Below are 24,331 nucleotides of genomic sequence, written 5' to 3' on the forward strand. Positions count from 1 at the left end.
CGGGGGCGCAAGACGTATTGGTGGAGACAAAAATGAGTATAGTTAAGGCGATTGCCGCCTCCGTGGCGCTGGTTCTGCCGGTGGCGGCGGCGGCCCAGAATGTGGTGGCCACGACCGGCGACAGCGTGGCTGACTTCTTCAAGGATGAGGGTGCGCAGGTGGAACTGACCACCGACAGCGTTGGAGATCCGAACGTCAAGGTTGAGTATTACGGCAACGACTTTTCGGTCTATTACTACGGCTGCGGCAACAACACCGATTGCAGCGCCATCCAATTCTTTTCAGGCTATCAGACCGATGGCAGCGTGCGCCTGGCCAAGATCAACGAGTGGAACACCGAAAACCGCTTTGCCCGCGGCTACATCTCCGAGGAAGGTGCAGCGCGGATCGAGATGGATGTGTTCCTGGGCGCTGATGGGATGAGCCCGGATGACTTTGCCCAGGCGGTCAGCCTTTGGACCCGTGCGATGCAGGATTTCGAAGAGTTCATCGGCTGGTGAGCGCGGTTGTCACCGGATCGTGACGGCGGGCTGAGAGAACAAACGCTAAGGTGGGGGCATGAAACGGATCATGCCCCTTTTCTTATGCCTGATGGCAGGCGCGGCCCAGGCCGCGGACTGGCAGCTGCGCCCGGGCGATGCCCCGTTCGTGCGGACTGAGCTGGAGGCGCTGCCGGGACGGTCCTTCCGCTTTTATGACGGCGGCGAGTCGCTTTATGGCCGCGACGGCGCCTATTCCTATACCTATTCGCAAGAAAACGGCGGCGGCACGGCCTGGGGCACGTACCGGATTGCCGGGGACGGCAGCATCTGCGTGGACTTCACGAATGGGTTTGGCCGCTGCGACCTGTATGTCCGCAACGGCAGCCGGGTGATCCTGATCACCGAAAAGGGAGAGCGCTTCCCGGTGCGCTAAAGCTTCTTCAGCAGCGCCGGGGTCGGCCATGCGTCGGCGGGCAGGCCGAGGCGGGCCTGCTCTTTCTGCACGGCAAGCCGGGTGCGGGCGCCGAGAATGCCGTCGATATTCCCGACATTATGGCCGCGCGCCTGCAGTTTCTCTTGCAGCTGCTTCATCTGAGAGCCGCTCAGCCCGCTCTCGGGCCTGCCGGCCTTATAGACATCCGCGCCTTCCAGCCGGTTGGCGAAATAGGCGGCGGTCAGCGCATAGGTGAAGCTTTGGTTCCACTCAATATAGACGTCGAAGTTGGGGTAGGCGAGGAAGGCCGGCCCCTTGTGCCCTTGCGGCAGCAGCAGGGAGGCGCGCATGGACGGATCCGGAAGGCTGCCGTCGCGCGCCGCAACGCCAAGCGCACGCCACTCTGACACGGTCTTCTTGCGGGCGGTGCCGGTCAGCGACAGGTCCATGCCGCCGGGAAGGGTGACCTCCTGCAGCCAGGGCTGTCCGGGCTGCCAGCCCAGGTGCGACAGCATCCGGGCGCCTGACATCAGCGCATCGGCGGCAGAGGTTTTCAGGCTGACCTTGCCGTCGCCGTCGGCATCGACGCCGTGCTCCAGGATGTCGCCGGGCAGCATCTGCACCATGCCGATCTCTCCTGCCCAGGCGCCGGTGGTGCGCTTGGGGTCGAAATTGCCCTGCCGGTACATCTCCAGCGCGGAAAAGACCTGCGGCCGGAACAGTTCAGGGCGGCGGCAGTCGTGGGCCAGCGTCACCAGCGCGTCGCGGGTGTTGAAATCGCCCTGATAGCCGCCGTAATCGGTTTCCAGCGCCCAGAAGGCCAGCAGCACACCGCGGTTGATGCCATAGGTGTTTTCGATGCGCTGGAAGGTGCTGTCGTGCCTTTGCGACATTTGCAGGCCGCGCCGCAGGCGGTCCTGCGAGATCAGGCGGCGGGAAAAGTCGATAAAGGGTTTCTGGAAGACACCCTGGGCCCGGTCGGCCTCAAGCACCCTGCGGTTCTGGCGGGTGCCGTCAAAGAAGGCGTTGACCGTGGTCATGCCGTAGCCTGCCTGCACCGCCTCGTCTTCCAAAAGCTTGACGAAATTCTGAAAGCCGCCGCCGCATTGGGCCGCCGCCGCTGCGGGCAGCAGGCTCACCGCGAGGGCAAAGGGCAATAGGCGCATAACTCTGGCGCTCCTTGTCTTTCCGCTCCCACAGGATCTTATGTGCTAGAAAAACGCGGCGATGGCAATGGTCAGGGCCAGGGTTATTGCCCAAGTTTTCCAAAGCAGGGTGACGGAGCGGGTTATGGTTTCGGCGCTGGCGCTTTTGGCGCCTTCGGCGTGGACCCAGGGGAAGTCGCGCATCTCGCCGTCATAGGACCGCGGACCGGCCAGAGCGGTGTCCAGGGCGCGCGCCATCGCAGCCTCGGACCAGCCGGCGTTGGGGGAGCGGTGCCTGCGGGCGTCGGCGGCGATATCTTTCCAGTGGCGCAGCTGGCCGCCGGCCAAAGCAATCAGCAGGCCGGTCAGCCGCGCCGGGATCAGGTTCAGCAGATCGTCCAGCCGGGCAGCGGCCCAGCCAAAGTCTTTGTAGCGGTCATTGCGGTAGCCGATCATACTGTCGGCGGTATTGACCGCCTTGTAGATGATCAGCCCCGGCAGCCCGGCAATCAGGAACCAGAAGGCAGGCGCGATGACGCCGTCCGACAGGTTTTCCGACCCGCTTTCGATGGCGGAGCGGGCAACTTGCGGTGCGGACATGGCGGCGGTGTCGCGGCTGACGATCATCGCCACCGCCTCCCGGCCTTCGGCCAGGCTGCTGCGCAGGCCCTTGGCGACCGCAGCGACATGTTCTGTCAAGGACCGCTGGGCGATCAGGACGGCGGCAACCAGGATTTCCACCAGCGCCCCGGGCAGCGCTAGAAGTTTGCCCGCGAAATAGCCGCCCAGGACCAGCGCGAGAGCCGCCAGCACGCCTTGAGCGCGGCGGTTGCTGCCGGTGTTGAGCTTGCGGTCCAGGAAGCCAACTGCCTTTCCCATCAGAACTGCGGGGTGGGGCAGGCGGGACCACAGCCATTTCGGCTCGCCAAAGACGGCATCCAGCAGCAGGGCAAAAACCAGCATCGCCGCGGTGCTCATAACGCGGCCTCCAGCCGGGCCCAACCGTCCGAAGGCGGCAGGCCCAGGCGCAGATAGGATTGCGAATAGGGGAAGATGCGGCTCCAGATATGGGCGCGGGCCAGCTGGCGCTGCCAGGCGGGGGCGTCCTCCACGTTATAGAGCCGGAACAGGTCGGTGCCGCCAGCCAGGCTGGCGCCCTTGGCCAGCACCAGTTCATCCAGCCGGGCCGCATCCTGTCTGAGGCGGGTGCGGGTGGCCTCAGCCCATGGGCGGTCCTGCAAGGCCAGCGCCCCGGTGCGCAGGGCGGGACCTGAGACGGCCCAGGGGCCCTGCCAGGTGGCAAGCTTGGCGATCAATTCAGGATCGCCGATGGTAAAGCCCAGCCGCATCCCCGCGAGCCCCCAGAATTTGCCAAAGCTTTTCAGAACGATGACGCCGGGACGGGCGGCCATGCGGATCAGGCTCTGGTCCGGGCAGACATCGCAGAAGCTTTCGTCGATGATGGTGAGCGGTGAAGTGAAATGCTCTTCGCTCCACAGGCGGCCGTCCGGATTGTTCGGGTGCACGACGACGCGGGCTTCGGCCGGGCCTTTATCGCGGATCATCCAGCCATGAGCCTCAAAGGCGGCCGCATGTTCGTTGTAGGTGGGCTTGGTGATCTGCACCCAGCGCGGCGCGGCGAGGGCGGGCAGGACGGCAATCAGCGCCGACGCGCCCGGCGCGGCAAGGACGGCTGCCTGCTCGGGGATGTTCCAGAACGCGCGGGCCGCGTGCTCAAGCTCCGCCAAGGCATCTGCATCGGGCAGCGCGCCCCAGTCGCCTGCGGTGAAGTCCGGCAGCGGGTAGGGGTGCGGGTTGATGCCCGTCGACAGGTCCATCCAGCCGCTGCGGGTTCCGCCGAATTCGGCCATCGCCGCGCTGAGGTTGCCGCCGTGATCGCGGGGCGGAGGAGCGTTATCAAGCGGGCGTTCTGGCATCGCGGGCATCACCGGTGGATATTTCTCTCCAGGCTGATCGCTTGCCATATGAGATTACCCGTTTCTTAAAGCAACCAGTTCAGTGCGTGAACTCCCTATTTGGTGCAGGATAAGCGGATCTGACGCCAGGCGGCGTCAGGCCGCAGGGGTCAGCCGCGGCGGTGCGGTTCCATCCAGTCAATCTCTGGATTGACCGGAATGATCCGGTGCGGGTTGATGGTGTCGTGGCTGTAGTAATAGTGGCGCACGATGTGGTGCATCCCCACGGTCTCTGCCACGCCGGGCCATTGGTACAGCTCGCGGGTGTAGGCCCAGAGGTTCGGGTAATCCACCAGCCGCTTGCGGTTGCATTTGAAATGCACGTGGTAGACGGGGTCAAACCGCAGCAGGGTGGTGAACAGCCGCCAGTCGGCCTCGGTGATGCGGTCGCCTAGCAGGTAGCGGTGCTGCGACAGCAGGTCCTCCAGCCAGTCCAGGCTTTCGAACAGCGGCTCTACAGCGGCGTCATAGGCTTCTTGCGAGGTGGCAAAGCCGCTTTTGTAGACGCCGTTGTTGACGGTGCTGTAGACACGGGCGTTCACCGCCTCAATCGGCTCGCGCAGCTCTTCCGGCCAATAGTCATCGGTGTTGCCGGTGAGCCCGTCGAAGGCCGAATTGAACATCCGGATGATCTCGGAGCTTTCGTTGGAGACGATGGTATTTCGCGTCTTGTCCCACAGAACCGGTACCGTCACCCGGCCGGTGTAGCCGGAATCGGCGCGGGTATAGATCTGGTGCAGGTGGGAGCTGCCGAAAAGGGAATCGCCAGTGGCGCCGTGGCTGTCGGTTTCAAATGTCCAGCCCTCGCCCAGCATGTCGGGATGCACGGCAGAGACAGAGATATGGTCTTCCAGCCCCTTCAGTTTGCGGAAGATCAGGGTGCGGTGCGCCCAGGGGCAAGCAAGCGAGACGTACAGGTGATAGCGCCCGCTTTCCGCCGGAAAGCCGCTCTCGCCCGAGGGGCCGGCGCTGCCGTCGGCGGTGACCCAGTTGCGGAACTGCGATTCGCTGCGCTTGAAGGCGCCGCCGGTGGAATCGGTGTCATACCACTGATCATGCCATTTTCCGTCGACCAGTAAGCCCATCGTGTCTGCTCCTGCTGTTGTGCAGCTCAAACATAAGGACGGCGCGGCCTGGCGCCTATGCAATGCAGCGCGCAAGCCCTCTGCGCATCTGCACAGGGGTAACAAAATTGCGCTGCCAAAAATTTTACAGAAAAGTTCACTTGATTTTATCTATTTGTGACGCACCGTTGAATAAATGGACCTGTGATACCTCAAGCATCTGGAAGGCTGCCGCTATGAATACCTACGTTCCCAAGGCCGTGCAGGAAGCGCTCGATACCGCCCGCCTGCAGGGGATGCGAAAGAAAAGCAGGCTGCGGGTAATGGCGGACAATGAACTGTATCCGGTGTTGCGGATCTGGAAAACGGGGTTCTCGGTCGAGGCGGAAACCGCACCGATGCTGCGCGGGCTCGTCGACATCTACGACGGCGCCCGTCATCTGTCGCAATGCCTGATTGTCGCCAGCGAGGAAGAAGGCGGCGAAATGCGGTATGAGTTCAAGCGTTCGACGCTTGCCTCCGACACGCCGCCGCTGGATTTCTACAAATCGCCGGACGCGCCCGCCGGGCTGATCCCCTTCGACCAGTCGCAGGGCAAGATCTGAGGCGGCAGGTCAGGGGCGGATTTCCACCTCGGTTCCGATCTCTGCCAGACGCCACAGCGTTTCCATCTGGTCATTGCTGACGGCGATGCAGCCAGCGGTCCAGTCGCCGGGCAAGGTGATCAGGTTTCCCACCGAATTCGGCTGCCCGTGAATGAAAATATCGCCGCCGGGACTGACTCCGGCGGCCTGCGCGCGGACGCGGTCTTTGGGCTGAGGGTAATCGATTCCCAGTGACAGGTGATAGGCGCTGTTGGGGTTGCGCCTGTCGATCCTGAAGGTGCCTTCAGGGGTTTTGCCGTCGCCTTCCTGAAATTTGTCGCCCGCCGGTTCGAAACCCAGCGCGATGGGGAACTCCAGCACCGTCTCGCCGCCGCGGCTCGCGGTCAGGCGGCGGGCGGATTTCTCGATCAGGATGCGGTCGATCCGGTCCACCGCCGTCGCCTGCGGCGGCACAGGGCGCGGTGCGAAGGCCTGCCAGGTGGCCCAGGCGGCGCCGGTCAGGACGACCAGCGCCAGAAGCCGCAGCAGGCGCTTCATGGTTATTGCAGGTCCGAGAAGGCAGCGGTCAGGCGGCGGCAGGCGTCTTCGACCCGGGCGCGCTGGGTGGCCAGGTTGAAGCGTTCCATGAACTCGCCGCCGGCGCCGAAGCCGTCGCCGGGCGAAGTGGCGATTTTGGCGTCTTTCCGCAGCCGCTTGATGAATTCCTCGCGGCTCATACCGGTGGCGGAGAAATCGACCCAGGCCAGATAGGTGGATTGCAGCGGCAATGACTTCAGTCCCGGCAGCGCGTTGACCGCCTCGTCGAACAGTTTGCGGTTGCCCTCCAAGTGGGTGATCTGGGCATCCACCCATTCGGCGCCTTCGGGGGAGTAGGCCGCGGTGATCATGGCGACGCCAAGCGCGCTCGGGTCGTAATCCAGCGTGTTCAGCCGCTGGCGCATCGCGGCGCGCAGCTCCGGGTCCGGAATGATCATGTTGCCGGTGCGCTGCCCGGCGATGTTGAAGGTCTTGGAGGCGGCGGTGAGGGTCACGGTCCAGGCGCGCGCGTCAGGCGCCGCCGCATCCATCGGGACAAAGGTGCTGCCGGGATAGACCAGATCGTGATGGATCTCGTCAGAGACCAGGATCAGATCGTTGCGCTTGGCAAATGCCGCCACCGCGCGCAGCTCCTCCGGGGTCCAAACCCGCCCCGAGGGGTTCTGCGGCGAGCACCACAGCAGCAGCTTCTCGCTCCCGTTCAGGCGCGCCTGGGCGTCGTCGAGATCCAGGTTGTAGGTGTCGCCATCCCGCGCCAGCGGGCATTCGGTGACCGTGCGCCCGGCCTTGTTCACCTTGTGGGCAAACTCGTGGTAGACGGGCGAGAAAATGACCACGCCGTCACCGGGCCGGCTCCAGACATCCAGGCTCAGCGCGATGGCGTTGCCCAGGCCTTGGGTGGTCAGCACCCAATCGGTTTGGATGTCCCAGCTGTGGCGGGTCTTCATCCACCATTGCACCGCGTGCAGGTATTCCGGGTGCTGCCAGGAGTAGCCGAAGACACCGTGTTCGGCGGACTTTCTGACGGCCTCAATGACACAAGGCGCTGTCTGATAGTCGGAGTCCGCGGTCCACATCGCCAGACCATCCTGCGGGGACACGCCGAACAGCGTCTCCATCTTGTCCCATTTCGAGCTGTGGGTGCCGCAGCGGTCGATGATCGTGTCAAAATCCATGTGGTGAACTCCCCTGAGATTGAAAGCGAAGCTAATCGCTGCAGCGGCAGGCGCAAGGGGGCGTTGCGATGGGGCGGCTGATCGCATACATGAAGCGCATGAAACGACCGATCCTGATCCATCCCGATCCCCGCCTGAAAAAGGTCTGCGCGGCAGTGCCCGACCTCAGCGACGACTTGCGCGTGCTGGCGGATGACATGCTTGAAACCATGTATGCAGCCCCCGGCATCGGCCTGGCGGCGCCGCAGGTCGGTATCCTGCAGCGGCTGATCGTGCTGGACTGCGTCAAGGAAGAGGACGGCGACCCGCGCCCTCTGGTGATGTTCAACCCGGAAATCATCTCCTCCTCGGACGAAACCAACGTTTACGAGGAAGGCTGCCTGTCGATCCCGGATCAGTATGCCGAGGTGATCCGCCCCAAGGTGGTGGATGTCGAATGGATGGACCGCGACGGCAATGCGCGGCGGGAGACCTTTGACGGCCTGTGGGCGACTTGCGTGCAGCATGAGATCGACCATCTGAACGGCAAACTGTTCATCGATTACCTGAAGCCGCTGAAGCGCCAGATGATCACCCGCAAGATGCAGAAGCTGAAGCGCGAACGCGCCCGCGCCTGAGGAAACCCACAGACATGACCGTCCGCACCTGCCTTCCCTGGCCCGACAAGCGCCTGCGCACCAAGGCTGATGAGGTGACAGAGATCACCGATGAGATCCGCGAAATCTGGAATGATATGGTGGATACCATGGAGGCGATGCCGGGCGTGGGCCTGGCCGCCAACCAGATCGGCGTGATGCTGCGGCTGGCGGTGGTGGATGGCTCCACCGAGCGCGGCAAGGCGGTGAAGCTGGCGAACCCTGAGATCCTGCATGCCTCGATCGAGCTGCGCGAGCATGACGAGGCCAGCCCGAACCTGCCGGGTGTGTCGGCCAAGATCAAACGACCGCGCGCCGTGACTGTCCGTTACTTGAACGAACAGGGCATGATCGACCGCAAGGATTTCGTGGGGATCGAGGCAACCTCGGTGCAGCACCAGATCGACCATCTGAACGGCAGGATGTATTTCGACCGCTTGAGCAAGGTGAAGCGCGACATGCTGATCCGCAAGGCGAAGAAGCTGACCGGCTGACAGACAACACCGCCCGGCCGCAGGCCGGGCCGCGCCACCCCGCGGGCCTGCGCAGCCCTTTGTGCTCAATAGCGGGACCTTGATGGGAGCAGGAGCACGAAATGCGCATTATCTTCATGGGAACGCCTGACTTCTCGGTGCCGGTTCTGGACGCGCTTGTTGAGGCCGGGCACGACATTGCCGCCGTCTACTGCCAGCCGCCCCGGCCTGCGGGCCGCGGCAAGAAGGACCGTCGGACCCCCGTCCACGCCCGCGCCGCGGCCTTGGGGCTGGAGGTGCGCCACCCGGTCTCGCTGAAAGGCGCGCAGGAGCAGGCGGCGTTTGCGGCGCTGAACGCGGATGTCGCCGTGGTCGTGGCCTACGGGCTGATCCTGCCGCAGGCCATTCTGGATGCGCCGCAGCACGGCTGCCTGAACATCCACGCGAGCCTGCTGCCGCGCTGGCGCGGTGCTGCGCCCATTCACCGGGCAATCATGGCCGGCGACGCCGAAACCGGCATCTGCATCATGCAGATGGAGGCGGGGCTGGACACCGGCCCGGTGCTGCTGCGCAAGGCCACTGCGATCGGGGCCGAGGAAACCACCGCCCAGCTGCACGACCGGCTGTCCGGAATGGGCGCGGGTCTGATCGTCGAGGCCCTGCGGCGCCTGCCGGAGCTGGCACCCGAGGTGCAGCCCGTAGAAGGCGTCACCTACGCCGAAAAGATCGACAAGGCGGAGGCACAGGTCGACTGGTCGCGCCCGGCGGCGGAGGTCGACCGCAAGATCCGCGGCCTGTCGCCCTTCCCCGGCGCCTGGTGCGAGATCGAAGGCCAGCGGGTCAAGCTGCTTGCATCAAAGCTGGCAGAGGGGCAGGGCGTGCCCGGCGAGGTGCTGGACGAGGCCCTGACCATTGCCTGCGGCACTGGTGCGGTGCAGCTGTTGCGCTTGCAACGGGCAGGCAAAAGTGCGCAGGATCCGGATGTATTCCTGCGCGGCTTCCCGGTTCCCAAGGGCAGCCGCCTGTAACCGGAGGCCGGCATGCCCATCATTGCCCTGATCATCATCGGTGCCGCAGCGGGCTTCCTGGCCACCCGGCTGATGCGTCTGGAAACGGACATTATCACCACGGTCTGCATCGGCATGGCCGGGGCGCTGCTGGGCGGGCTGGTGCTGCGCGGCCTGCTTGCGGTTATGGGCTTCATGGCCGGTTTCATCGGCGCGGTGCTGGGCGCGCTTGTGCTGATCTGGCTCTGGCAGCGCTATACCGCCAGATAACCGGGGCTGAGGCGCGCGGGACACAGCCGCAGCGGGAAAGCGCAATTCCTGCTGCGCAGAGGATCTTGTTGGATAAGATAACGCAACCGCAGCCAAAAGCGGCGGGAACCGAGGCAGAGAGCATCAGAAAATGACACAGGACACTGGCCGCAGCGGCACGCCGAATGTGGTGGTGGTGACCACCATGAAGGACGAGGGCGCCTATATCCTCGATTGGATCTGCCACTATAAATCCATCGGTGTCAGCGATTTCGTGGTGTTCACCAACGACTGCTCGGACCCTACCGACCACATCTTGCGCTGTCTGCACCGGATGGGGGTGGTGGAGCACAGCTTCAACCGGGTGATGCGGCGCGGGCCGCACAAAAGCGCGCTGATGTGGGCCGAGTATGAGCCCAAGGTGGCCGGGGCCGACTGGGTGCTGGTGGTGGATGTCGACGAATTTCTGCAGATCAATACCGCGGACGGCACGCTGCCAGGCTTGCTGGCTGAGCGGCAGGACGCGGACGCGGTTTCATTTGTCTGGCGGATCTTCGGCAATGCGGGCGTGGGGACCGCGGACCATCCTGCGGTGCCGCAGGCCTTTGTCCGGGCCGAACCGGAGGAAGGCCAGGCGGATGAGCACCGGTTCTTCAAGACGGCGTTCCGCAACAACGGGAAGTTTGAGCGGATGGGCGTTCACCGCCCCTTCCTGGCGGTTGCGCCGGAGGAGGTGAACTGGCAGCTGGCCGACGGCACCCGCCTGCCGCAGAATGAGCTTGAAGGCGTGCTGTATGTGCGCGGCAGCTACGGTTATTCCGCCGCGCAGCTCAACCATTACGCGCTGCGTTCGCGCGACGGGTTCCTGAACAAGAAGGCCCGCGGCCGGGCCAATCATTTCACCGCTTCCATCGAACCCGGCTACTGGCACAAGTTCGACCGGAACGAGGAGGAGGACCGGCGGCTGGCCGACAATTTCGCTGCCGCGCTGGAGATCAAGGAAGACCTGCTGCGCGATGCCAGCCTGCGGGAATACCATGAAATGGCGCAGATCTGGCACCGCCGCCGCGGCCGCAAGGCCCGTATCAGCGATGAGGGGCAGGCGTTTCTGAAAGCCATGGAGGAGAGCCGCAAAAACGCCTGAACCGGCTCAGCTGCGGGGCGGGCGGCTTTTGTAGACGGGCAGGTGCCAGCCGAACAGGATGGAGCCCGCGCGCAGGGTCCAGCAGACGCCAGCGCAGGCGAGCAGGGCAAACCGCAGCTCAAGCCCTGCGGAAATTGCCAGCACGGCGGTGATTGCACCGGCCATCGCGCAGGTGATGTACAGCTCGCCCTGTTTCAGGACCAGCGGCACCTCGTTGCAGACCACATCGCGCATCAGCCCGCCCAGCGAGCCGGTCGCCATGCCCATCAGCACAACGATCACCGGCTCCTTTCCCAGCGCAATCGCGGCGCCGGTGCCCGCGGGCACCGCAATCGCCAGGGCGAAACTGTCCAGCCAGATCACCCAGCGCATCCGGCTTTCCACCAGATGCGCGGTAAAGAACACCGTCACCGCGGCGGCGGCTGCGAGCAGGATGTAGTTGGGGTCACCGACCCAGAACACCGGGTCCCGGTTCAGCAGCAGATCCCGGACCGTGCCGCCGCCGACCGCCGTCAGGCAGGCCACGAAGGCAAAGCCCACGATGTCGAGCTGTGCCCGGCTGGCAACCAGCGCCCCGGTCAGGGCGAAGATCAGCACCGATGCGTAATCGAGCAGGGTCAGAAAGTTCATGCGGCGGCCCCGTGCATCAGGCGCCTTTCATTTTCTTGAATGGCGCCATGCCGGCGCGCGCCAGTTCATCGGCGCGTTCGTTCTCGGGGTGGCCTGCGTGGCCCTTGACCCATTCCCAGGTCACCTTGTGGCGGCGCTGGGCCTCGTCCAGCCGCTGCCACAGCTCGACGTTTTTCACCGGCTTCTTGTTCGAGGTTTTCCAGCCGTTCTTCTTCCAGCCGAAGATCCAGCCGGTGACGCCGTTCTTCACATAGGCGGAATCGGTGACCACGGTGATCGTGGAGGGCCGCGCCAGGCTTTCCAGCGCATTGATCGCGGCCAGCAGTTCCATCCGGTTGTTGGTGGTCTCACCCTCGCCGCCGCTCAGTTCTTTTTCTTTGACGATGGAGTCACCGTCCATGGCGCGCAGCAGAACGCCCCAGCCGCCGGGGCCGGGATTTCCGGAACAGGCGCCGTCGGTATAAGCAAACAGTTCAGGCATGGGCGGTCAGGATCACGTAGGTTTCAACGCCGCCGGCCAGGCCCTGGCCATTGCCGCGGCGGGTCCGGGTTACGGTGAAGCCCGCGTCTTGAAGCAGATTTTTCAATTCATCCTCGCTGTAATAGGCATAGAAACGTCCCAGCTTGTCTCGCCCTTCGCCGTCTCCGAGCTTCATGCCAATATGGAAGATACCACCGGGGTTCAAGGCGCGATGAACCTGCGCCAGATGTCCGGGCAGGTCAGCCCGCGGCGCGTGCAGCAAGCTGAAGTTGGCCCAGATGCCATCGAAAGGGCCTTTACCTCTCACTGCTTCGAAGGTGGCGACCTCAACCTCGATCCCGAAACCGGATTTCGCCAGTTCCGCCATCTCGGGCGAGGCATCCATGGCGGAAACCGTGAACCCCATTTCCTTGAAACGGGCGGCCCAATGGCCCGGTCCGCAGCCCAGATCCAGAATGCGGGCGCCGGCTGGCAGACGGGCAATGAAGGCCGCGAAATCCGGATCGTGAAACCTGTCATCGGGGCGGGCAAAACCGTCCGCGTAAGCCCGGGCTGCTGCCGCGTAGACGTCCAGTGTTTGCCGGTCGCTCATGACCTGCCTCGTTTCCTTTCTGCGAATGGCCGGTTCAGGCGCGCTCCACGGCCAGCCGGGCCGCGAGGCCAGCAAAGACGGCGGCAAAGCCGCGGCTCATCCATTTCAGCACCCGCTCGCTGTTCAACAGGTATGCGCGGGCCTGGGCAGCAAACAACCCGTAGAGCACAAAGATGGCAAAGGTCATTGCCATGAAAACCAGGCCCAGAACCGACATCTCCAGTGTGGCGCTGGCGGGATTTCCGCTCAGGAACGGCGGCAGCAGGGCCAGGAAGAATACTGACAGCTTGGGGTTGAGGATGTTGATCAGTGCTCCGCGCCAGGCGATTTTCCATCCCGGCTGGCTGGTGCGGTTCGAGGACACGGCCAGCGCACCGCCGCTGCGCAGCGCCTGCCAGGCGAGATACAGGAGATAAGCCACGCCTGCGGCCTTGACGATTTGGAACAGAAGGGCGGAGCTGTGCAGCACCGCCGCCAGCCCCAGCGTGGCGGCGGCGAGGTGCGGAACAATGCCAAGGGTGCATCCAATCGCGGCCCAAATGGAGGCGCGCCAGCCTTGGCCGAGGCCCAGGGCCAGCGTGTAAATAACCCCTGTGCCGGGTGCGAGGACCACAACAAATGCAGTGATCAGAAAGTGCAGCGTAATCATGAATGCAGCTCCGAAGGAAATACCCGGGGATTAATGCGTATCATGATTAACCCGCGGCGGGTGTGTTTTCTGTAACCTGGATTGCACCCGGGAGGGAGATTATGCAGGTTGCCGCAAAACGCGAGGCACCTTGAACTCAACGGTTTCGACGGCTGTTTCCACCACCTCGACGGTCACGTCATAACGGGCGCGGAAGGCGTCGATCACCTCGTTGACCAGCAGTTCCGGGGCAGAGGCGCCGGCGGTGATCGCAATGGAGCGGATGCCTTCCAGCGCGCGCCAGTCGATGTTTTCGGCGCGCTGCACCAGCTGGGCGTACGCACAGCCGTTCTTGGCGCCGACCTCAACCAGGCGGCGGGAGTTGGAGGAGTTGGGCGCGCCGACCACCAGCAGGGCATCCGCCTTTGGCGCCACCGATTTCACCGCCTCCTGACGGTTGGTGGTGGCATAGCAGATGTCTTCCTTGTGCGGGCCGATAATGTTCGGGAAACGCGCTTCCAGAGCCGCAACGATGCCCTTGGTGTCATCGACCGACAGGGTGGTCTGGGTAACATAGGCCAGACGGTCCGGGTCACGCACCTCAACCGTTGCCACATCCGCTGCGGTTTCGACCAGCAGCACTTCGCCCTCGGGCAACTGGCCCATGGTGCCGATGGTTTCCGGGTGGCCCTTGTGGCCGATCATGATCATCTGCAGCCCGGCCTCGGCATGGCGCTGCGCCTCGATATGCACCTTGGAGACCAGCGGGCAGGTGGCATCGACATAGATCATCTCGCGCGCCTCAGCGGCGGCGGGCACCGATTTCGGCACCCCGTGGGCGGAGAAGATCACCGGCCGGTCGTCGGGGCATTCGTCCAGCTCCTCGACAAACACCGCGCCTTTTTCGCGCAAGGAATCGACCACGAATTTGTTGTGCACGATTTCATGGCGCACATAGACCGGCGCCCCCCATTTGCCGATCGCCATTTCGACGATCTTGATGGCGCGGTCCACTCCGGCGCAAAAGCCGCGCGGCGCTGCGAGGTAGAGGGTCAGGGCTGGCTTGGTCATGGGCGTCTCCTTGGGCGCCAGAGGTAAGCGGTTCAGGCGGCGAGGTCCAGTGCCCGGGCGGCCTCACAGGTTTGTGATTGGAGGTTCCCGCGGGGGAAGGCGGCAAAAGCCCGCCTTGCACAGCAACAGGCATGGGGACAGCATGAAGAAGGGGGTTGCCGTTACCGTTGCGGCCGGGTTGGCGGCGGCCGGGTATTACTGGCTGGCGGAGAGCGGCCCGCAGGCCGCCGGGATCCTGCCCTATCAGGATCCGGAGGCAGTGGCCTTGGGCGAGGCGGTTTATCTGGACCACTGCGCCAGCTGCCACGGAGCAGACTTGCAAGGCGAGCCAAATTGGCAGGACCGGGACAGCGACGGCTATCTGCCGGCGCCGCCGCAGGACGAAAGCGGCCACACCTGGCATCACCCGGACGCGCAGCTGCTGGACATCACACGGCGCGGCGTTGCGGAGGTGGTTGGCAACGGCTACCGCAGCCGCATGGGCGGCTTTGCCGGTGTGCTGACGGAGGAGGAAATGCTGGCAGTGCTGGCCTACATCAAGAGCCGCTGGCCAGCGAAAGTGATTGCCCGCCATAACCAGATAAACAGCCAGGCAGACAATTGATCAGGTCCGGAGAAGGCGCCGCCCCATCAGGCGCCTCGCTCCGGGTATAAGGCGGCTGCTTGCGCTCAACCGTGCGCGACCGTTGCCGAACGCTGGTCGCTCTGCTCGCGCGGCGGGCGGCCGATCACGTCGCGCAGCTCTTCCAGCTCGATGAAATTATCGGCCTGGCGGCGCAGGTCGTCAGAGATCATCGGCGGCTGGCTGCGGATGGTAGACACCACCGAAACCCGCACGCCCTGGCGCTGGAGGCTGGCAATCAGCGGGCGGAAGTCCCCATCGCCCGAGAACAGCACGATATGGTCCACCCGCGGTGCCAGTTCCATGGCATCGACGGTCAGTTCGATATCCATGTTGCCTTTGACTTTGCGGCGGCCCAGGCTGTCGGTGTATTCCTTGGCCGGTTTGGTGACCATGGTGAAGCCGTTGTAATGCAGCCAGTCCACCAGCGGCCTGATCGGCGAATACTCGTCATTTTCCAGGAGAGCGGTGTAATAAAAGGCGCGCAGCAGCTTACCGCGGCGCATGAATTCCTGCCGCAGAAGCTTGTAGTCGATGTCAAACCCGAGCGCCTTGGCCGCGGCGTACAGATTCGACCCGTCTATGAACAGCGCAAGCCGTTCGTCTTTGTAAAACATCAAATGTTCCTTCCGGTATATCCGCCTCAGCCTTGAGTTCCGTGAGTGTGAGCTTGAAAACGGCGAAACGGGTGGACTTAATGTAAGTTATTTGTCATCTGCCGCAAGTATACTGCCATTCTGAAATAGGGTCAAAAATGGCCGGAAACCGGAAACTGTCGTTGATCGCACTTGGCGGTAACCTGCCCGCTGACGCTAGTGCGCCGGAAGTCACCTTGTCAAAGGCCATCGCCGCTTTGCAGGCAGAGGATATCAGGCTGCGCAGTGTCTCGCGGTTCTTTCGCACGCCCTGCTTTCCGGCCGGTGCCGGCCCGGATTACGTAAACGCCGCTGTGGCGGTGGAAACCTCCCTGTCCGCTGATGCCCTGCTGGCGCGTCTGCACGAAATCGAGGCGCAGTTTGCCCGGGTGCGGGAGCAGCGCTGGGGAATGCGCACGCTGGATCTGGATCTGCTCGACCACGGCGGCGCGGTGCTGCCGGATGCAGCAGGATACCGCCGCTGGCAGGGGCTGCCGCTGGAACGCCAGATGCAGGAGGCGCCGGGGCAGATCATCCTGCCGCATCCGCGCATCCAGGACCGCGTCTTTGTGCTGGTGCCGCTGCAAGACATCGCGCCGCGCTGGCGCCACCCGGTCTTGCAGAAAACCGCGGCCGAAATGCTGGCGGAACTGCCGCCGGAAGAGGTGGCCGAAGTGTGCCCTCTGTAGCGCGCGCGATGCGGTGTTTTCCGCCCTTGTCAAGAGAAAGATTTGGGCGTAGAAGTCTGCCTTCTGGACCAGGAATTGAATTGGAGAGTCGCTGATGGCCCGCGTGACGGTTGAAGATTGCGTCGATAAAGTGCCCAACCGCTTTGAGCTGGTGATGCTGGCTGCGCACCGTGCCCGCGAAATCTCGGCTGGTGCCCCGATCACTGTCGAACGTGACAACGACAAGAACCCGGTTGTGTCCCTGCGCGAGATCGCCGAAGAGACCCAGAGCGCGGACGAGCTGCGCGAGCGTCTGATCGAGAGCAACCAGACCCAGATCGAGGTTGACGAGCCGGAAGAGGATTCCATGGCTCTGCTGATGGGCGCGGACCACGACAAGCCCGCTGAAGACGACATGTCGGAAGAGAAACTGCTGCGCGCGCTGATGGAGGCCCAGGGCCAGGGCTGAGGCGCGCGTTCCGAGAATTTTGAGGCTGCGGACCGGACATGATATCCCCTGACGACCTGATTGCTCTGGTCCGCAACTACAACCCCAAGACCAATGCAGCACGGATCGCAGAGGCTTATGCCTTTGGCGAGAAGATGCATGAGGGGCAGTTCCGCCATTCGGGCGAGCCCTATTTCACGCATCCTGTCGCGGTGGCCGCAATCCTGACTGAACAGCGGCTGGATGATGCAACCATCATCACCGCGCTGCTGCATGACACCATCGAAGACACCAAGGCGAACTACGAAGAAGTCGCCCGCCGCTTTGGCGGCGAGGTGGCGATGCTGGTTGATGGCGTCACCAAGCTGACCAACCTGCAGCTTAGCAGCCGCGAAACCAAGCAGGCGGAAAACTTCCGCAAGCTGTTCATGGCGATGTCCAAGGATCTGCGGGTGATCCTGGTGAAGCTTGCCGACCGTCTGCACAACATGCGCACCATCAAGGCGATGCGCCCCGAGAAGCAGGCCCAGAAGGCGCGCGAGACCATGGATATCTATGCGCCGCTGGCGGGCCGCATGGGCATGCAGTGGATGCGCGAGGAGCTGGAGGATCTGGCCTTCCGCGTGCTGAACCCGGAAGGGCGGCAGTCGATCATCCGCCGCTTTGTGACCCTGCAGCGCGAAACCGGCGACGTGATCCACCGGATCACCGGCGACATGCGGCTGGAACTGGAGAAGGCCGGGATCGAGGCGGAGGTGTTTGGCCGCGCCAAGAAACCCTATTCGATCTGGCGCAAGATGCAGGCCAAGGATCAGGGTTTCTCGCGGCTGTCGGACATCTACGGTTTCCGGGTGATCACCGGATCCGAAGAAGACGCCTACCGCGCGCTGGGCGCCATTCACCAGCGCTGGCGGGCCGTGCCGGGCCGCTTCAAGGACTATATCAGCCAGCCGAAATCCAACGGCTACCGTTCAATCCACACCACGGTGTCGGGCCGCGACGGCAAGCGGGTTGAGGTGCAGATCCGCACCCGCCAGATGCACGATGTGGCGGAAACCGGCGTTGCGGCGCATTGGTCCTACCGCGACGGGGTGCGCTCGGAAAACCCCTTTGCCGTCGATCCGGCCAAGTGGATTGCCTCGCTGACCGAACAGTTTGACGCCGAGGACGATCACGACGAATTCCTCGAAGCCGTCAAGCTTGAGATGTACTCGGATCAGGTGTTCTGCTTCACCCCCAAGGGCGACGTGATCAAGCTGCCCAAGGGCGCGACGCCGATCGACTTTGCCTATGCCATTCACACCCGCATCGGCCATGCCTGCGTCGGGGCCAAGGTGGACGGGATCCGGGTGCCGCTGTGGACCCGGCTGCGCAACGGCCAATCGGTGGATGTGATCACCGCCGAGGGCCAGACCCCGCAGGTCAGTTGGCTGGAGATCGCCACCACCGGCAAGGCCCGCACATCCATCCGCCGCGCCCTGCGCGAAGCTGACCGGGCGCGGTTTGTGAAGCTGGGGCATGAACTTGCGCGTTCGGCGTTTGAGCATGTTGGCAAGAAGGCGACGGACAAGGCGCTGGAAACCGCGGCCCGCGCGCTGCGCGCCAGCGGCGTAAACGAGCTGCTGGCACGGCTGGGCGCGGCCGAGATCACCGCGCATGATGTGGTGCAGTCGGTCTATCCTGAACTGACCACCTCCGGCGATGGCGACGAAATCTCACCCCGCCGGGCGGTGATCGGGCTGGAGCCGGGGCAGAGCTTTGAGCGTGCGCCCTGCTGCCAGCCGCTGCCAGGCGAGCGCATCATCGGCATCACCTACCGCGGCCGCGGCGTGGTGGTGCATGCTGCCGATTGCGACAAGCTGGGCGAATTCGAGGACCAGCCGGAGCGCTGGATGGACGTGCATTGGCACAGCGGCACCCATCCGGCAGCTTATGGCACCACGCTGGAACTGACCATCGGCAATGATGCCGGGGTGCTGGGGCGCATTTGCACATTGATCGGCGAGAAAAAGGCCAATATCTCGGACCTTGAATTTGTTGACAGGAAACCAGACTTTTACCGGCTTATGATCAATGTGGAGCTGCGGGATGTGGAGCAGTTGCACTCGCTGATGCTGACGCTTGAGGCGGAAAGCGATGTTGCCGCGGTGGCGCGGTTCCGGAACAAGCCGGAAGAACGCCATTTTCCGGGGTAAGCCGCTGAAACTCTGAGCCGGAACTGGGAAGGACGGACAGCTTTGGTATTCAGGCGCCGGGACAGACGTTCGCCCCTCCGGGCGCTTGCGGACTTCGTCTGGCCGCGCGGCGGCTGGGGCCGGGCCTTCCTGTACGTGAAACACCGGGTGCGGCGGCTGCCCGATTCGCCCGAGCGCATCGCCCGCGGGATCTGGGCCGGGGTATTCACCACCTTCACGCCTTTTTACGGCATGCATTTCCTGGTGGCGGCGATCATCGCGCGGCTGATGAACGGCAATATCCTGGCCTCGCTCAGTGCCACCTTCTTTGGCAACCCGCTGACCTACGTGCCGATCGGGGTCGCCAGCCTGCAAACCGGTCATTGGCTCTTGGGCACCGAGTTCGACGAGGAAGTCGACAAGTCGCTGGCGGGCAAATTCCTGGCCGCGGGCGCCGACCTGAAGGACAACCTGTTTGCGCTGTTCATGGACAAGCCGGCCGACTGGCAGGGGCTGCACCTGTTCTATAATGAGGTATTTTATCCCTACATGATCGGCGGCATCATCCCGGGCATCATCAGCGCCACGGTCTGCTATATGCTCAGCCTGCCGGTGATCCGCGTTTATCAGCAGCGCCGCCGGGCCAAGATCAAGGCCAAGTTCGAGGCGATCAAGCAGCGTGCCGAGGTCAGCACCGGCTCCTGAGCCGCGCGCCGGATTGTACCATTATCGCTTGCAGGCTTGCTCTTGCCCGCCGTCTGTCTAGTCTTTGGCTCAAGGCTTTGACTTCAGACGGATGAGAGACCTCTCATGACACAGAACCAACTGCGCCTGGGCGTGAACATCGACCATGTCGCCACCGTGCGCAATGCCCGCGGCGGCGCTTATCCGGACCCGGTCCGCGCTGCAAAACTGGCGGAGGAGGCAGGCGCCGACGGCATCACCGCCCACCTGCGCGAAGACCGCCGCCATATCACCGACGCTGACATTGACGGGCTGATGGAGGCGCTGAGCGTGCCGCTGAACTTCGAGATGGCAGCGACGGAGGAAATGCAGAAGATCGCCCTGCGCCACAAGCCGCACGCGGTCTGCATCGTGCCGGAAAAGCGCGAGGAGCGCACCACCGAGGGCGGGCTGGAAGTGGCGCGCGAGGAAAACCGCCTGGCGCATTACATCGCGCCGCTGCGCGCGGCGGGCTGCCGGGTGTCGATCTTCATTGCTGCCGACCGCAAGCAGATCGAGGCTGCGCACCGGATCGGGGCCGAGGTGATCGAGCTGCACACCGGCGCCTATTGCGACTTCCACGCCGAGGGCAAGGTCGCGGAGCGCGACCGCGAGTTGGAGGCCCTGCGGGAGATGTCTGCCTATGCCCATTCGCTTGGGCTGGAGGTGCATGCGGGCCATGGCCTCACCTATGAGACCGTGCAGCCGGTTGCGGCCTTTCCGGAGGTGAAGGAACTGAACATCGGCCACTTCCTGATCGGCGAAGCGATCTTTCGCGGGCTGACCCCGGCGGTGCAGGAGATGCGCCGCCTGATGGATGAAGCGCGGGGGTGACGGGGCGATGCACGTCAATCTGATCCGCTACGGGCTCTTGTGGATGGCGGCCTCTGCCGGGATGCTGATGCTGGGTCTGCTGCTGGCGCAGTTTGGGGCCGGGATGCCGGCCGGGCTGGCAACCGTGCTGCCGCCGATGTTTGCCGCCGTGCTGGAAGGGATGCGCATTGCGCAGGCCACCCGGGCACCTCTGGCGGGCAGGGCGGCCTGGGTCAACGCGGCAGCAATGACCGGGGTTGTGGCGGTGCTGACGGCCGTGCAGCTGCCGCTTTACTGGAACAATCCGGTGGTGGCCGAGGCGCGGCAAACGATTCCGGCCCTGTTCCTGGCAGGTGTATGTGTGCTGCTGCTGGCGGTCATCCTGATGGTCAACCGGCTGTTTCTGGGCCATGGCATCAAGCTGGGTTTGAAACGGCTGGAAGAATGATCCTGGGCGTCGGAACCGATCTTGCCAATATCGAGCGGATCCAGCGGACGCTGGACCGGTTCGGCGACCGGTTCCGGAACCGGGTTTTCACCGAGACGGAGCAGAAAAAGGCCGAGCGCCGCCGTGATGTGGCGGGCACCTACGCCAAGCGCTGGGCCGCCAAGGAGGCCTGCTCGAAGGCGCTGGGCACTGGTCTGCGCATGGGCATCGCCTGGAAGGATATGGCGGTCTCCAACCTGCGCACCGGCCAGCCGGTGATGCATGTGACCGGCTGGGCGGCCGACCGTCTGCGCGAGATGACCCCGCCCGGCCATGAGGCGGTGATCCACGTGACATTGACCGACGACCACCCCTGGGCGCAGGCCTTCGTGGTGATCGAGGCGCGCCCGTCCGCCAGCGACCCGGCGGAATCACCTTCGGGAACTTGACTTGGCCCCCGCAGGCCCGCATGTAGCCCCGGACCCTGTTTCCAAACCGGAGAGCCTGATGACGGCCAAAGCAAAGACCGGCAGTTCGATCCTTGAGACGATCAAGACCATCGTCTACGCGCTGCTGATCGCCGGTGTCTTCCGCACCCTGTTCTTCCAGCCTTTCTGGATTCCGTCCGGATCAATGAAGGAAACCCTGCTGATCGGGGATTTCCTGTTCGTGAACAAGATGGCCTACGGTTATTCCTATGCCTCTTGCCCCAGCGTGCGCATTGGCGCGGTCGGGCTGAACATTGACGCCAAGGACATCTGCGGCTTTCTGGACGGCGACAACACCCGCCTGATGGGCGGCCAGCCGGAGCGCGGCGATGTGGTGGTGTTCCGCCATCCGGTCAACGGCAACGACTTTATCAAGCGGCTGGTCGGCCTGCCGGGCGACAAGATCCAGATGAAGAACGGCGTGCTGTTCATCAACGGCGCCCCGGTCAAGCTGGAAGACGCTGGCCAGTTCGAGGAAGTGATGGAACGCCAGGGGCCGCAGGGCTCCTTCCCGCGCTGCGAAAACGCGCCGGTGGGCCAGGGGGCCATCTGCAAGAAGTCGCGCAAGCTGGAAACCCTGCCGGGCGGCAATGAGCATATCGTGCTCAACATCACCAACCAGGGCATGGACCACACCGGTGTGTACCAGGTTCCGGAAGGCCACTATTTCTTCATGGGCGACAACCGGGACAACTCCTCCGACAGCCGCCTGCCGCAGTCTGCGGGCGGGGTTGGCTTTGTGCCTTTTGAAAACCTGATCGGCCGTGCCGACCGGATCATGTTCTCCTCTGCCGGGCGGTCCATGCTGTATTTCTGGACCTGGCGGAGCGACCGTTTCTTCAAGGGGATCGAGTGAAACTGTCCAAGGAATTGCGTGCGTTCGAGGAACGGATCGGGCATAAATTTGCCCGCCCCGACCTGCTGCAGCGCGCCGTGACCCACGCGTCCGTGTCGTCGTCCAACCGCAAGGACAACCAGCGGCTTGAGTTCCTGGGCGACCGGGTTCTGGGGCTGGTGATGGCGACCGCGCTCCTGGAGCATGACAAGACCGCCACCGAAGGCCAGCTGGCGCCGCGCTTTAACGCGCTGGTGCGCAAGGAAGCCTGCGCCGATGTCGCCAAGGAGATCGACCTTGGCGCGGTGCTCAAGCTTGGCCGCTCCGAAATGATGTCCGGCGGCCGCCGCAAACAGGCCTTGCTGGGCGACGCGATGGAGGCGGTGATTGCCGCCGTTTACAAGGACGCAGGCTTTGACGCGGCTGCGGAGATGATCCTGCGCCTGTGGAGCGGACGCATTCACCTAGTCGAGACCGATGCGCGCGATGCCAAGACCTCGTTGCAGGAATGGGCGCAAGCGCGCGGGCAGAAGGTGCCGACTTACGTCGAGGTGTCGCGCAGCGGCCCGGACCACGCCCCGGTCTTCACCATCGCGGCGCGGCTGCAGGACGGCACCGAGGCACACGCCACCGCAGGCTCCAAGCGGCAGGCCGAACAAGCTGCCGCCAAGGCGCTGCTGGAACAGCTCGGCTGACCGCTCAGGTCACCCGGATATAGCCCGCTAGCCCGGTCTTCTGATGCTCGATCACATGGCAGTGGAACGCCCAGTCGCCGGGGTTGTCGGCGACCAGCGCAATCTCGGTCACCTCGTCCTTCAGCAGCAGCAGGGTGTCCGTCACCAGCGCCGGCAGCTTTCGCAGGTTTGAGCGGATCGGCACAAACGCCAGCCCGTGCAGGTGGATCGGATGCAGGTTGGGCGATTCATTGCGCAGCCGCAGCACATAGCTCTTGCCGCGCTCCAGCGTGGCCAACGGCCCGGAGCCCTTGGCGGCATCGCCGGCCCAGGGGGTGCGGTTGATCGACCAGAAACTGTAACCCATCGAGCCGCAATAACCGTCGTTCGGCGCCCCGCCCTCCGGTGTCCAGCCAAACACGAAATCATGCACTTCTGCCTTCGTAAGATCCGGCCGGGCAATCGGGTTGGCAGGCAGCGGCTTCAACTCCCGCAAATCCCGCGCCAGATTCGCGCCCATTGAAATCAGCCGCGCCATGGTGCGGGTTGGCTGGCCCGGCAGCTCAGCCAGCAGATCCGCCGTCTGCCCTTCACCCGCAGGCATGTGCACCGCGAAGTCCACCCGCTGCCCGGGGCCAACCAGCAGTGGCTCCTTTGCTGAGGGCAGGGGCATATCAAACTCAATCGGATGCCCGTCCCAGGCAATGATACCCGCTTGATCCGTGCTCAGATGCAGCTTGTAAATCCGCGTGGTGTCCGTGTTCACCACCCGGAGCCGCACCAGCCCGCCCGCCGGGTGATCATAGACCGGCGCCTGCAGCCAGTTCGCCGTCAGCACATTGCCGTGCGTCCCGCCGCGGGCCGCCCCGCGCGCCGTGTAATAGGGCAGGAACGCGCCCTGATCATCCAGCCGGAAATCCCGCAGGTTGATGGCCTGATCACCGTCAAAACCGGGGTCCTCCGCCTCCCGGATCACCATCACCCCGGTCAGCCCGTGCGCCATCTGCGCCATGGTCATGCAGTGCGGGTGATACCAATAGGTGCCGGCATCCGGCGGGGTGAACGCGTAATCGAACACCTCGCCCCCTGCGATCGGCATCTGGGTCAGGTAGGGCACCCCGTCCATCGCATTGGCAATCCGCAGCCCGTGCCAGTGCATCGCGGTGTAATCTTCGGTGCCATTCTGCACCCGCAGCCGCATGGGTTTGCCTTGCGTCCCGTACAGCACCGGCGGCGGAGCGTCCGGTGACAGGCTCACCAGACCCTCGGTCGGCGTCTCACGGAAAGCGAAACTGGCAGGCTGGATGATAAGCCGCTGCGCCTCACCGGCAGCCGTCAGCCCCCAGCCGCCCGAGCCAAGCACCCCTGCAGTTGCAGCTGTTCCCAGCAGAAAGTCACGGCGATTCATCAGGCAAGCCCTTTTATGTGCACTCAAAGAAAGGCCTGGCTCGCGGTGTGGCTTGGCGCTGCGGGTCTCCCACGGGATCTGCCACAGGT

Annotated in this window: 31 protein-coding genes; 18 read left to right on the plus strand and 13 right to left on the minus strand. The window is 64.1% G+C overall.

Annotated features, from left to right (window positions below):
* Window positions 1-32 precede the first annotated feature (32 nt).
* Together PHA8399_RS12490 and PHA8399_RS12495 are read left to right on the plus strand one after the other, a co-directional pair.
* Complete coding sequence (locus tag PHA8399_RS12490) at window positions 33-500, plus strand: YbjN domain-containing protein (RefSeq protein WP_058286478.1); 468 nt, start codon at window positions 33-35, stop codon at window positions 498-500.
* Window positions 501-570: 70 nt separating this feature from the next.
* Complete coding sequence (locus PHA8399_RS12495) at window positions 571-915, plus strand: hypothetical protein (RefSeq protein WP_375543680.1); 345 nt, start codon at window positions 571-573, stop codon at window positions 913-915.
* Here the strand turns inward: PHA8399_RS12495 and PHA8399_RS12500 are convergent.
* From PHA8399_RS12500 to PHA8399_RS12515, 4 genes are all read right to left on the minus strand, one after another.
* Window positions 912-2,081 (minus strand): lytic murein transglycosylase, encoded by a 1,170-nt coding sequence (locus PHA8399_RS12500; protein WP_058286480.1) that lies wholly within the window; start codon window positions 2,079-2,081, stop codon window positions 912-914. The genes PHA8399_RS12495 and PHA8399_RS12500 overlap by 4 nt on opposite strands.
* Before the next feature lie 45 nt (window positions 2,082-2,126).
* Complete coding sequence (gene cbiB, locus PHA8399_RS12505) at window positions 2,127-3,038, minus strand: adenosylcobinamide-phosphate synthase CbiB (protein WP_058286481.1); 912 nt, start codon at window positions 3,036-3,038, stop codon at window positions 2,127-2,129.
* Window positions 3,035-4,006, minus strand: coding sequence for a threonine-phosphate decarboxylase (locus PHA8399_RS12510; protein ID WP_439330523.1), 972 nt, complete (start codon window positions 4,004-4,006; stop codon window positions 3,035-3,037). The genes cbiB and PHA8399_RS12510 overlap by 4 nt, the downstream gene beginning before the upstream one ends.
* Before the next feature lie 140 nt (window positions 4,007-4,146).
* A complete protein-coding gene (locus PHA8399_RS12515; protein ID WP_058286482.1) occupies window positions 4,147-5,121 on the minus strand; it encodes a glutathione S-transferase family protein in 975 nt (324 codons plus the stop codon).
* A gap of 215 nt (window positions 5,122-5,336) precedes the next feature.
* Here PHA8399_RS12515 and PHA8399_RS12520 point away from each other — a divergent pair, with 215 nt between their 5' ends.
* Window positions 5,337-5,705 (plus strand): hypothetical protein, encoded by a 369-nt coding sequence (locus PHA8399_RS12520; protein ID WP_058286483.1) that lies wholly within the window; start codon window positions 5,337-5,339, stop codon window positions 5,703-5,705.
* A 9-nt stretch (window positions 5,706-5,714) separates the two neighbouring features.
* Here PHA8399_RS12520 and PHA8399_RS12525 read toward each other — a convergent pair whose 3' ends face one another.
* Together PHA8399_RS12525 and PHA8399_RS12530 are read right to left on the minus strand one after the other, a co-directional pair.
* Complete coding sequence (locus PHA8399_RS12525; RefSeq protein WP_058286484.1) at window positions 5,715-6,242, minus strand: L,D-transpeptidase family protein; 528 nt, start codon at window positions 6,240-6,242, stop codon at window positions 5,715-5,717.
* A 2-nt stretch (window positions 6,243-6,244) separates the two neighbouring features.
* A complete protein-coding gene (locus tag PHA8399_RS12530) occupies window positions 6,245-7,417 on the minus strand; it encodes a MalY/PatB family protein (protein WP_058286485.1) in 1,173 nt (390 codons plus the stop codon).
* Between the two features lie 98 nt (window positions 7,418-7,515).
* On the opposite strand from PHA8399_RS12530, the gene def (PHA8399_RS12535) reads away from it, so the two are divergent.
* The 5 genes from def (PHA8399_RS12535) to PHA8399_RS12555 all read left to right on the plus strand — a co-directional run bounded on the left by def (PHA8399_RS12535) (window position 7,516) and on the right by PHA8399_RS12555 (window position 10,925).
* Window positions 7,516-8,034 (plus strand): peptide deformylase, encoded by a 519-nt coding sequence (def, locus tag PHA8399_RS12535; RefSeq protein WP_058286532.1) that lies wholly within the window; start codon window positions 7,516-7,518, stop codon window positions 8,032-8,034.
* 14 nt (window positions 8,035-8,048) lie between these two features.
* Window positions 8,049-8,546 carry a peptide deformylase gene (def, locus tag PHA8399_RS12540; protein ID WP_058286486.1) on the plus strand — a complete coding sequence of 166 codons (498 nt, stop codon included), beginning with the start codon at window positions 8,049-8,051 and terminating at the stop codon, window positions 8,544-8,546.
* Between the two features lie 101 nt (window positions 8,547-8,647).
* The gene (gene fmt / locus PHA8399_RS12545; protein WP_058286487.1) at window positions 8,648-9,553 is read left to right on the plus strand and encodes a methionyl-tRNA formyltransferase; all 906 of its coding nucleotides are present in this window, start codon (window positions 8,648-8,650) and stop codon (window positions 9,551-9,553) included.
* Between the two features lie 12 nt (window positions 9,554-9,565).
* Entirely contained in the window at window positions 9,566-9,802 is a 237-nt protein-coding gene (locus PHA8399_RS12550) for a GlsB/YeaQ/YmgE family stress response membrane protein (RefSeq protein WP_058286488.1), read from the plus strand.
* A gap of 130 nt (window positions 9,803-9,932) precedes the next feature.
* The gene (locus tag PHA8399_RS12555; protein ID WP_058286489.1) at window positions 9,933-10,925 is read left to right on the plus strand and encodes a glycosyltransferase family 2 protein; all 993 of its coding nucleotides are present in this window, start codon (window positions 9,933-9,935) and stop codon (window positions 10,923-10,925) included.
* 6 nt (window positions 10,926-10,931) lie between these two features.
* Here PHA8399_RS12555 and PHA8399_RS12560 read toward each other — a convergent pair whose 3' ends face one another.
* The 5 genes from PHA8399_RS12560 to ispH form a co-directional block, all read right to left on the minus strand.
* Window positions 10,932-11,555 carry a trimeric intracellular cation channel family protein gene (locus PHA8399_RS12560; protein ID WP_058286490.1) on the minus strand — a complete coding sequence of 208 codons (624 nt, stop codon included), beginning with the start codon at window positions 11,553-11,555 and terminating at the stop codon, window positions 10,932-10,934.
* Window positions 11,556-11,571: 16 nt separating this feature from the next.
* Window positions 11,572-12,036 carry a ribonuclease HI gene (gene rnhA / locus PHA8399_RS12565; protein WP_058286491.1) on the minus strand — a complete coding sequence of 155 codons (465 nt, stop codon included), beginning with the start codon at window positions 12,034-12,036 and terminating at the stop codon, window positions 11,572-11,574.
* Window positions 12,029-12,628, minus strand: a complete 600-nt coding sequence (locus PHA8399_RS12570; RefSeq protein ID WP_058286492.1) for a class I SAM-dependent DNA methyltransferase — start codon at window positions 12,626-12,628, stop codon at window positions 12,029-12,031. Before PHA8399_RS12570 ends, rnhA begins: the two co-directional genes overlap by 8 nt.
* Before the next feature lie 34 nt (window positions 12,629-12,662).
* On the minus strand, window positions 12,663-13,277 hold the full coding sequence (locus PHA8399_RS12575) for a LysE family translocator (RefSeq protein WP_058286493.1): 615 nt from the start codon (window positions 13,275-13,277) through the stop codon (window positions 12,663-12,665).
* A 99-nt stretch (window positions 13,278-13,376) separates the two neighbouring features.
* On the minus strand, window positions 13,377-14,327 hold the full coding sequence (gene ispH, locus PHA8399_RS12580; protein ID WP_058286494.1) for a 4-hydroxy-3-methylbut-2-enyl diphosphate reductase: 951 nt from the start codon (window positions 14,325-14,327) through the stop codon (window positions 13,377-13,379).
* A 142-nt stretch (window positions 14,328-14,469) separates the two neighbouring features.
* Between ispH and PHA8399_RS12585 the strand changes: the two genes are divergently transcribed.
* Complete coding sequence (locus tag PHA8399_RS12585) at window positions 14,470-14,931, plus strand: c-type cytochrome (RefSeq protein WP_058286495.1); 462 nt, start codon at window positions 14,470-14,472, stop codon at window positions 14,929-14,931.
* 65 nt (window positions 14,932-14,996) lie between these two features.
* On the opposite strand, the gene PHA8399_RS12590 is transcribed toward PHA8399_RS12585, so the two are convergent.
* A complete protein-coding gene (locus tag PHA8399_RS12590; RefSeq protein ID WP_008555764.1) occupies window positions 14,997-15,566 on the minus strand; it encodes a LabA-like NYN domain-containing protein in 570 nt (189 codons plus the stop codon).
* Between the two features lie 137 nt (window positions 15,567-15,703).
* Here PHA8399_RS12590 and folK point away from each other — a divergent pair, with 137 nt between their 5' ends.
* The 9 genes from folK (at window position 15,704) to rnc (ending at window position 22,855) form a co-directional block, all read left to right on the plus strand.
* Window positions 15,704-16,273: a 2-amino-4-hydroxy-6-hydroxymethyldihydropteridine diphosphokinase gene (gene folK / locus PHA8399_RS12595; protein ID WP_058286496.1), complete on the plus strand. Its 570-nt coding sequence runs from the start codon at window positions 15,704-15,706 to the stop codon at window positions 16,271-16,273.
* Window positions 16,274-16,367: 94 nt separating this feature from the next.
* A complete protein-coding gene (gene rpoZ / locus PHA8399_RS12600) occupies window positions 16,368-16,721 on the plus strand; it encodes a DNA-directed RNA polymerase subunit omega (protein ID WP_058286497.1) in 354 nt (117 codons plus the stop codon).
* Window positions 16,722-16,759: 38 nt separating this feature from the next.
* The gene (locus PHA8399_RS12605) at window positions 16,760-18,895 is read left to right on the plus strand and encodes a RelA/SpoT family protein (protein WP_058286498.1); all 2,136 of its coding nucleotides are present in this window, start codon (window positions 16,760-16,762) and stop codon (window positions 18,893-18,895) included.
* A gap of 42 nt (window positions 18,896-18,937) precedes the next feature.
* A complete protein-coding gene (locus PHA8399_RS12610) occupies window positions 18,938-19,579 on the plus strand; it encodes a DUF2062 domain-containing protein (protein ID WP_058286499.1) in 642 nt (213 codons plus the stop codon).
* A 105-nt stretch (window positions 19,580-19,684) separates the two neighbouring features.
* Window positions 19,685-20,431 carry a pyridoxine 5'-phosphate synthase gene (locus tag PHA8399_RS12615; RefSeq protein ID WP_058286500.1) on the plus strand — a complete coding sequence of 249 codons (747 nt, stop codon included), beginning with the start codon at window positions 19,685-19,687 and terminating at the stop codon, window positions 20,429-20,431.
* A 7-nt stretch (window positions 20,432-20,438) separates the two neighbouring features.
* Complete coding sequence (locus PHA8399_RS12620) at window positions 20,439-20,858, plus strand: ABZJ_00895 family protein (protein ID WP_145977034.1); 420 nt, start codon at window positions 20,439-20,441, stop codon at window positions 20,856-20,858.
* On the plus strand, window positions 20,855-21,286 hold the full coding sequence (gene acpS, locus PHA8399_RS12625) for a holo-ACP synthase (RefSeq protein WP_058286502.1): 432 nt from the start codon (window positions 20,855-20,857) through the stop codon (window positions 21,284-21,286). Before PHA8399_RS12620 ends, acpS begins: the two co-directional genes overlap by 4 nt.
* A 58-nt stretch (window positions 21,287-21,344) precedes the next feature.
* Window positions 21,345-22,181 (plus strand): signal peptidase I, encoded by an 837-nt coding sequence (gene lepB, locus PHA8399_RS12630; protein WP_058286503.1) that lies wholly within the window; start codon window positions 21,345-21,347, stop codon window positions 22,179-22,181.
* A complete protein-coding gene (rnc, locus tag PHA8399_RS12635; protein WP_058286504.1) occupies window positions 22,178-22,855 on the plus strand; it encodes a ribonuclease III in 678 nt (225 codons plus the stop codon). Before lepB ends, rnc begins: the two co-directional genes overlap by 4 nt.
* Window positions 22,856-22,859: 4 nt before the next feature.
* Here the strand turns inward: rnc and PHA8399_RS12640 are convergent, their stop codons facing one another.
* Window positions 22,860-24,242 (minus strand): multicopper oxidase family protein, encoded by a 1,383-nt coding sequence (locus PHA8399_RS12640; RefSeq protein WP_058286505.1) that lies wholly within the window; start codon window positions 24,240-24,242, stop codon window positions 22,860-22,862.
* Window positions 24,243-24,331 lie beyond the last annotated feature (89 nt).

The organism is Leisingera aquaemixtae (genome assembly GCF_001458395.1).
Classification (GTDB): domain Bacteria; phylum Pseudomonadota; class Alphaproteobacteria; order Rhodobacterales; family Rhodobacteraceae; genus Leisingera; species Leisingera aquaemixtae.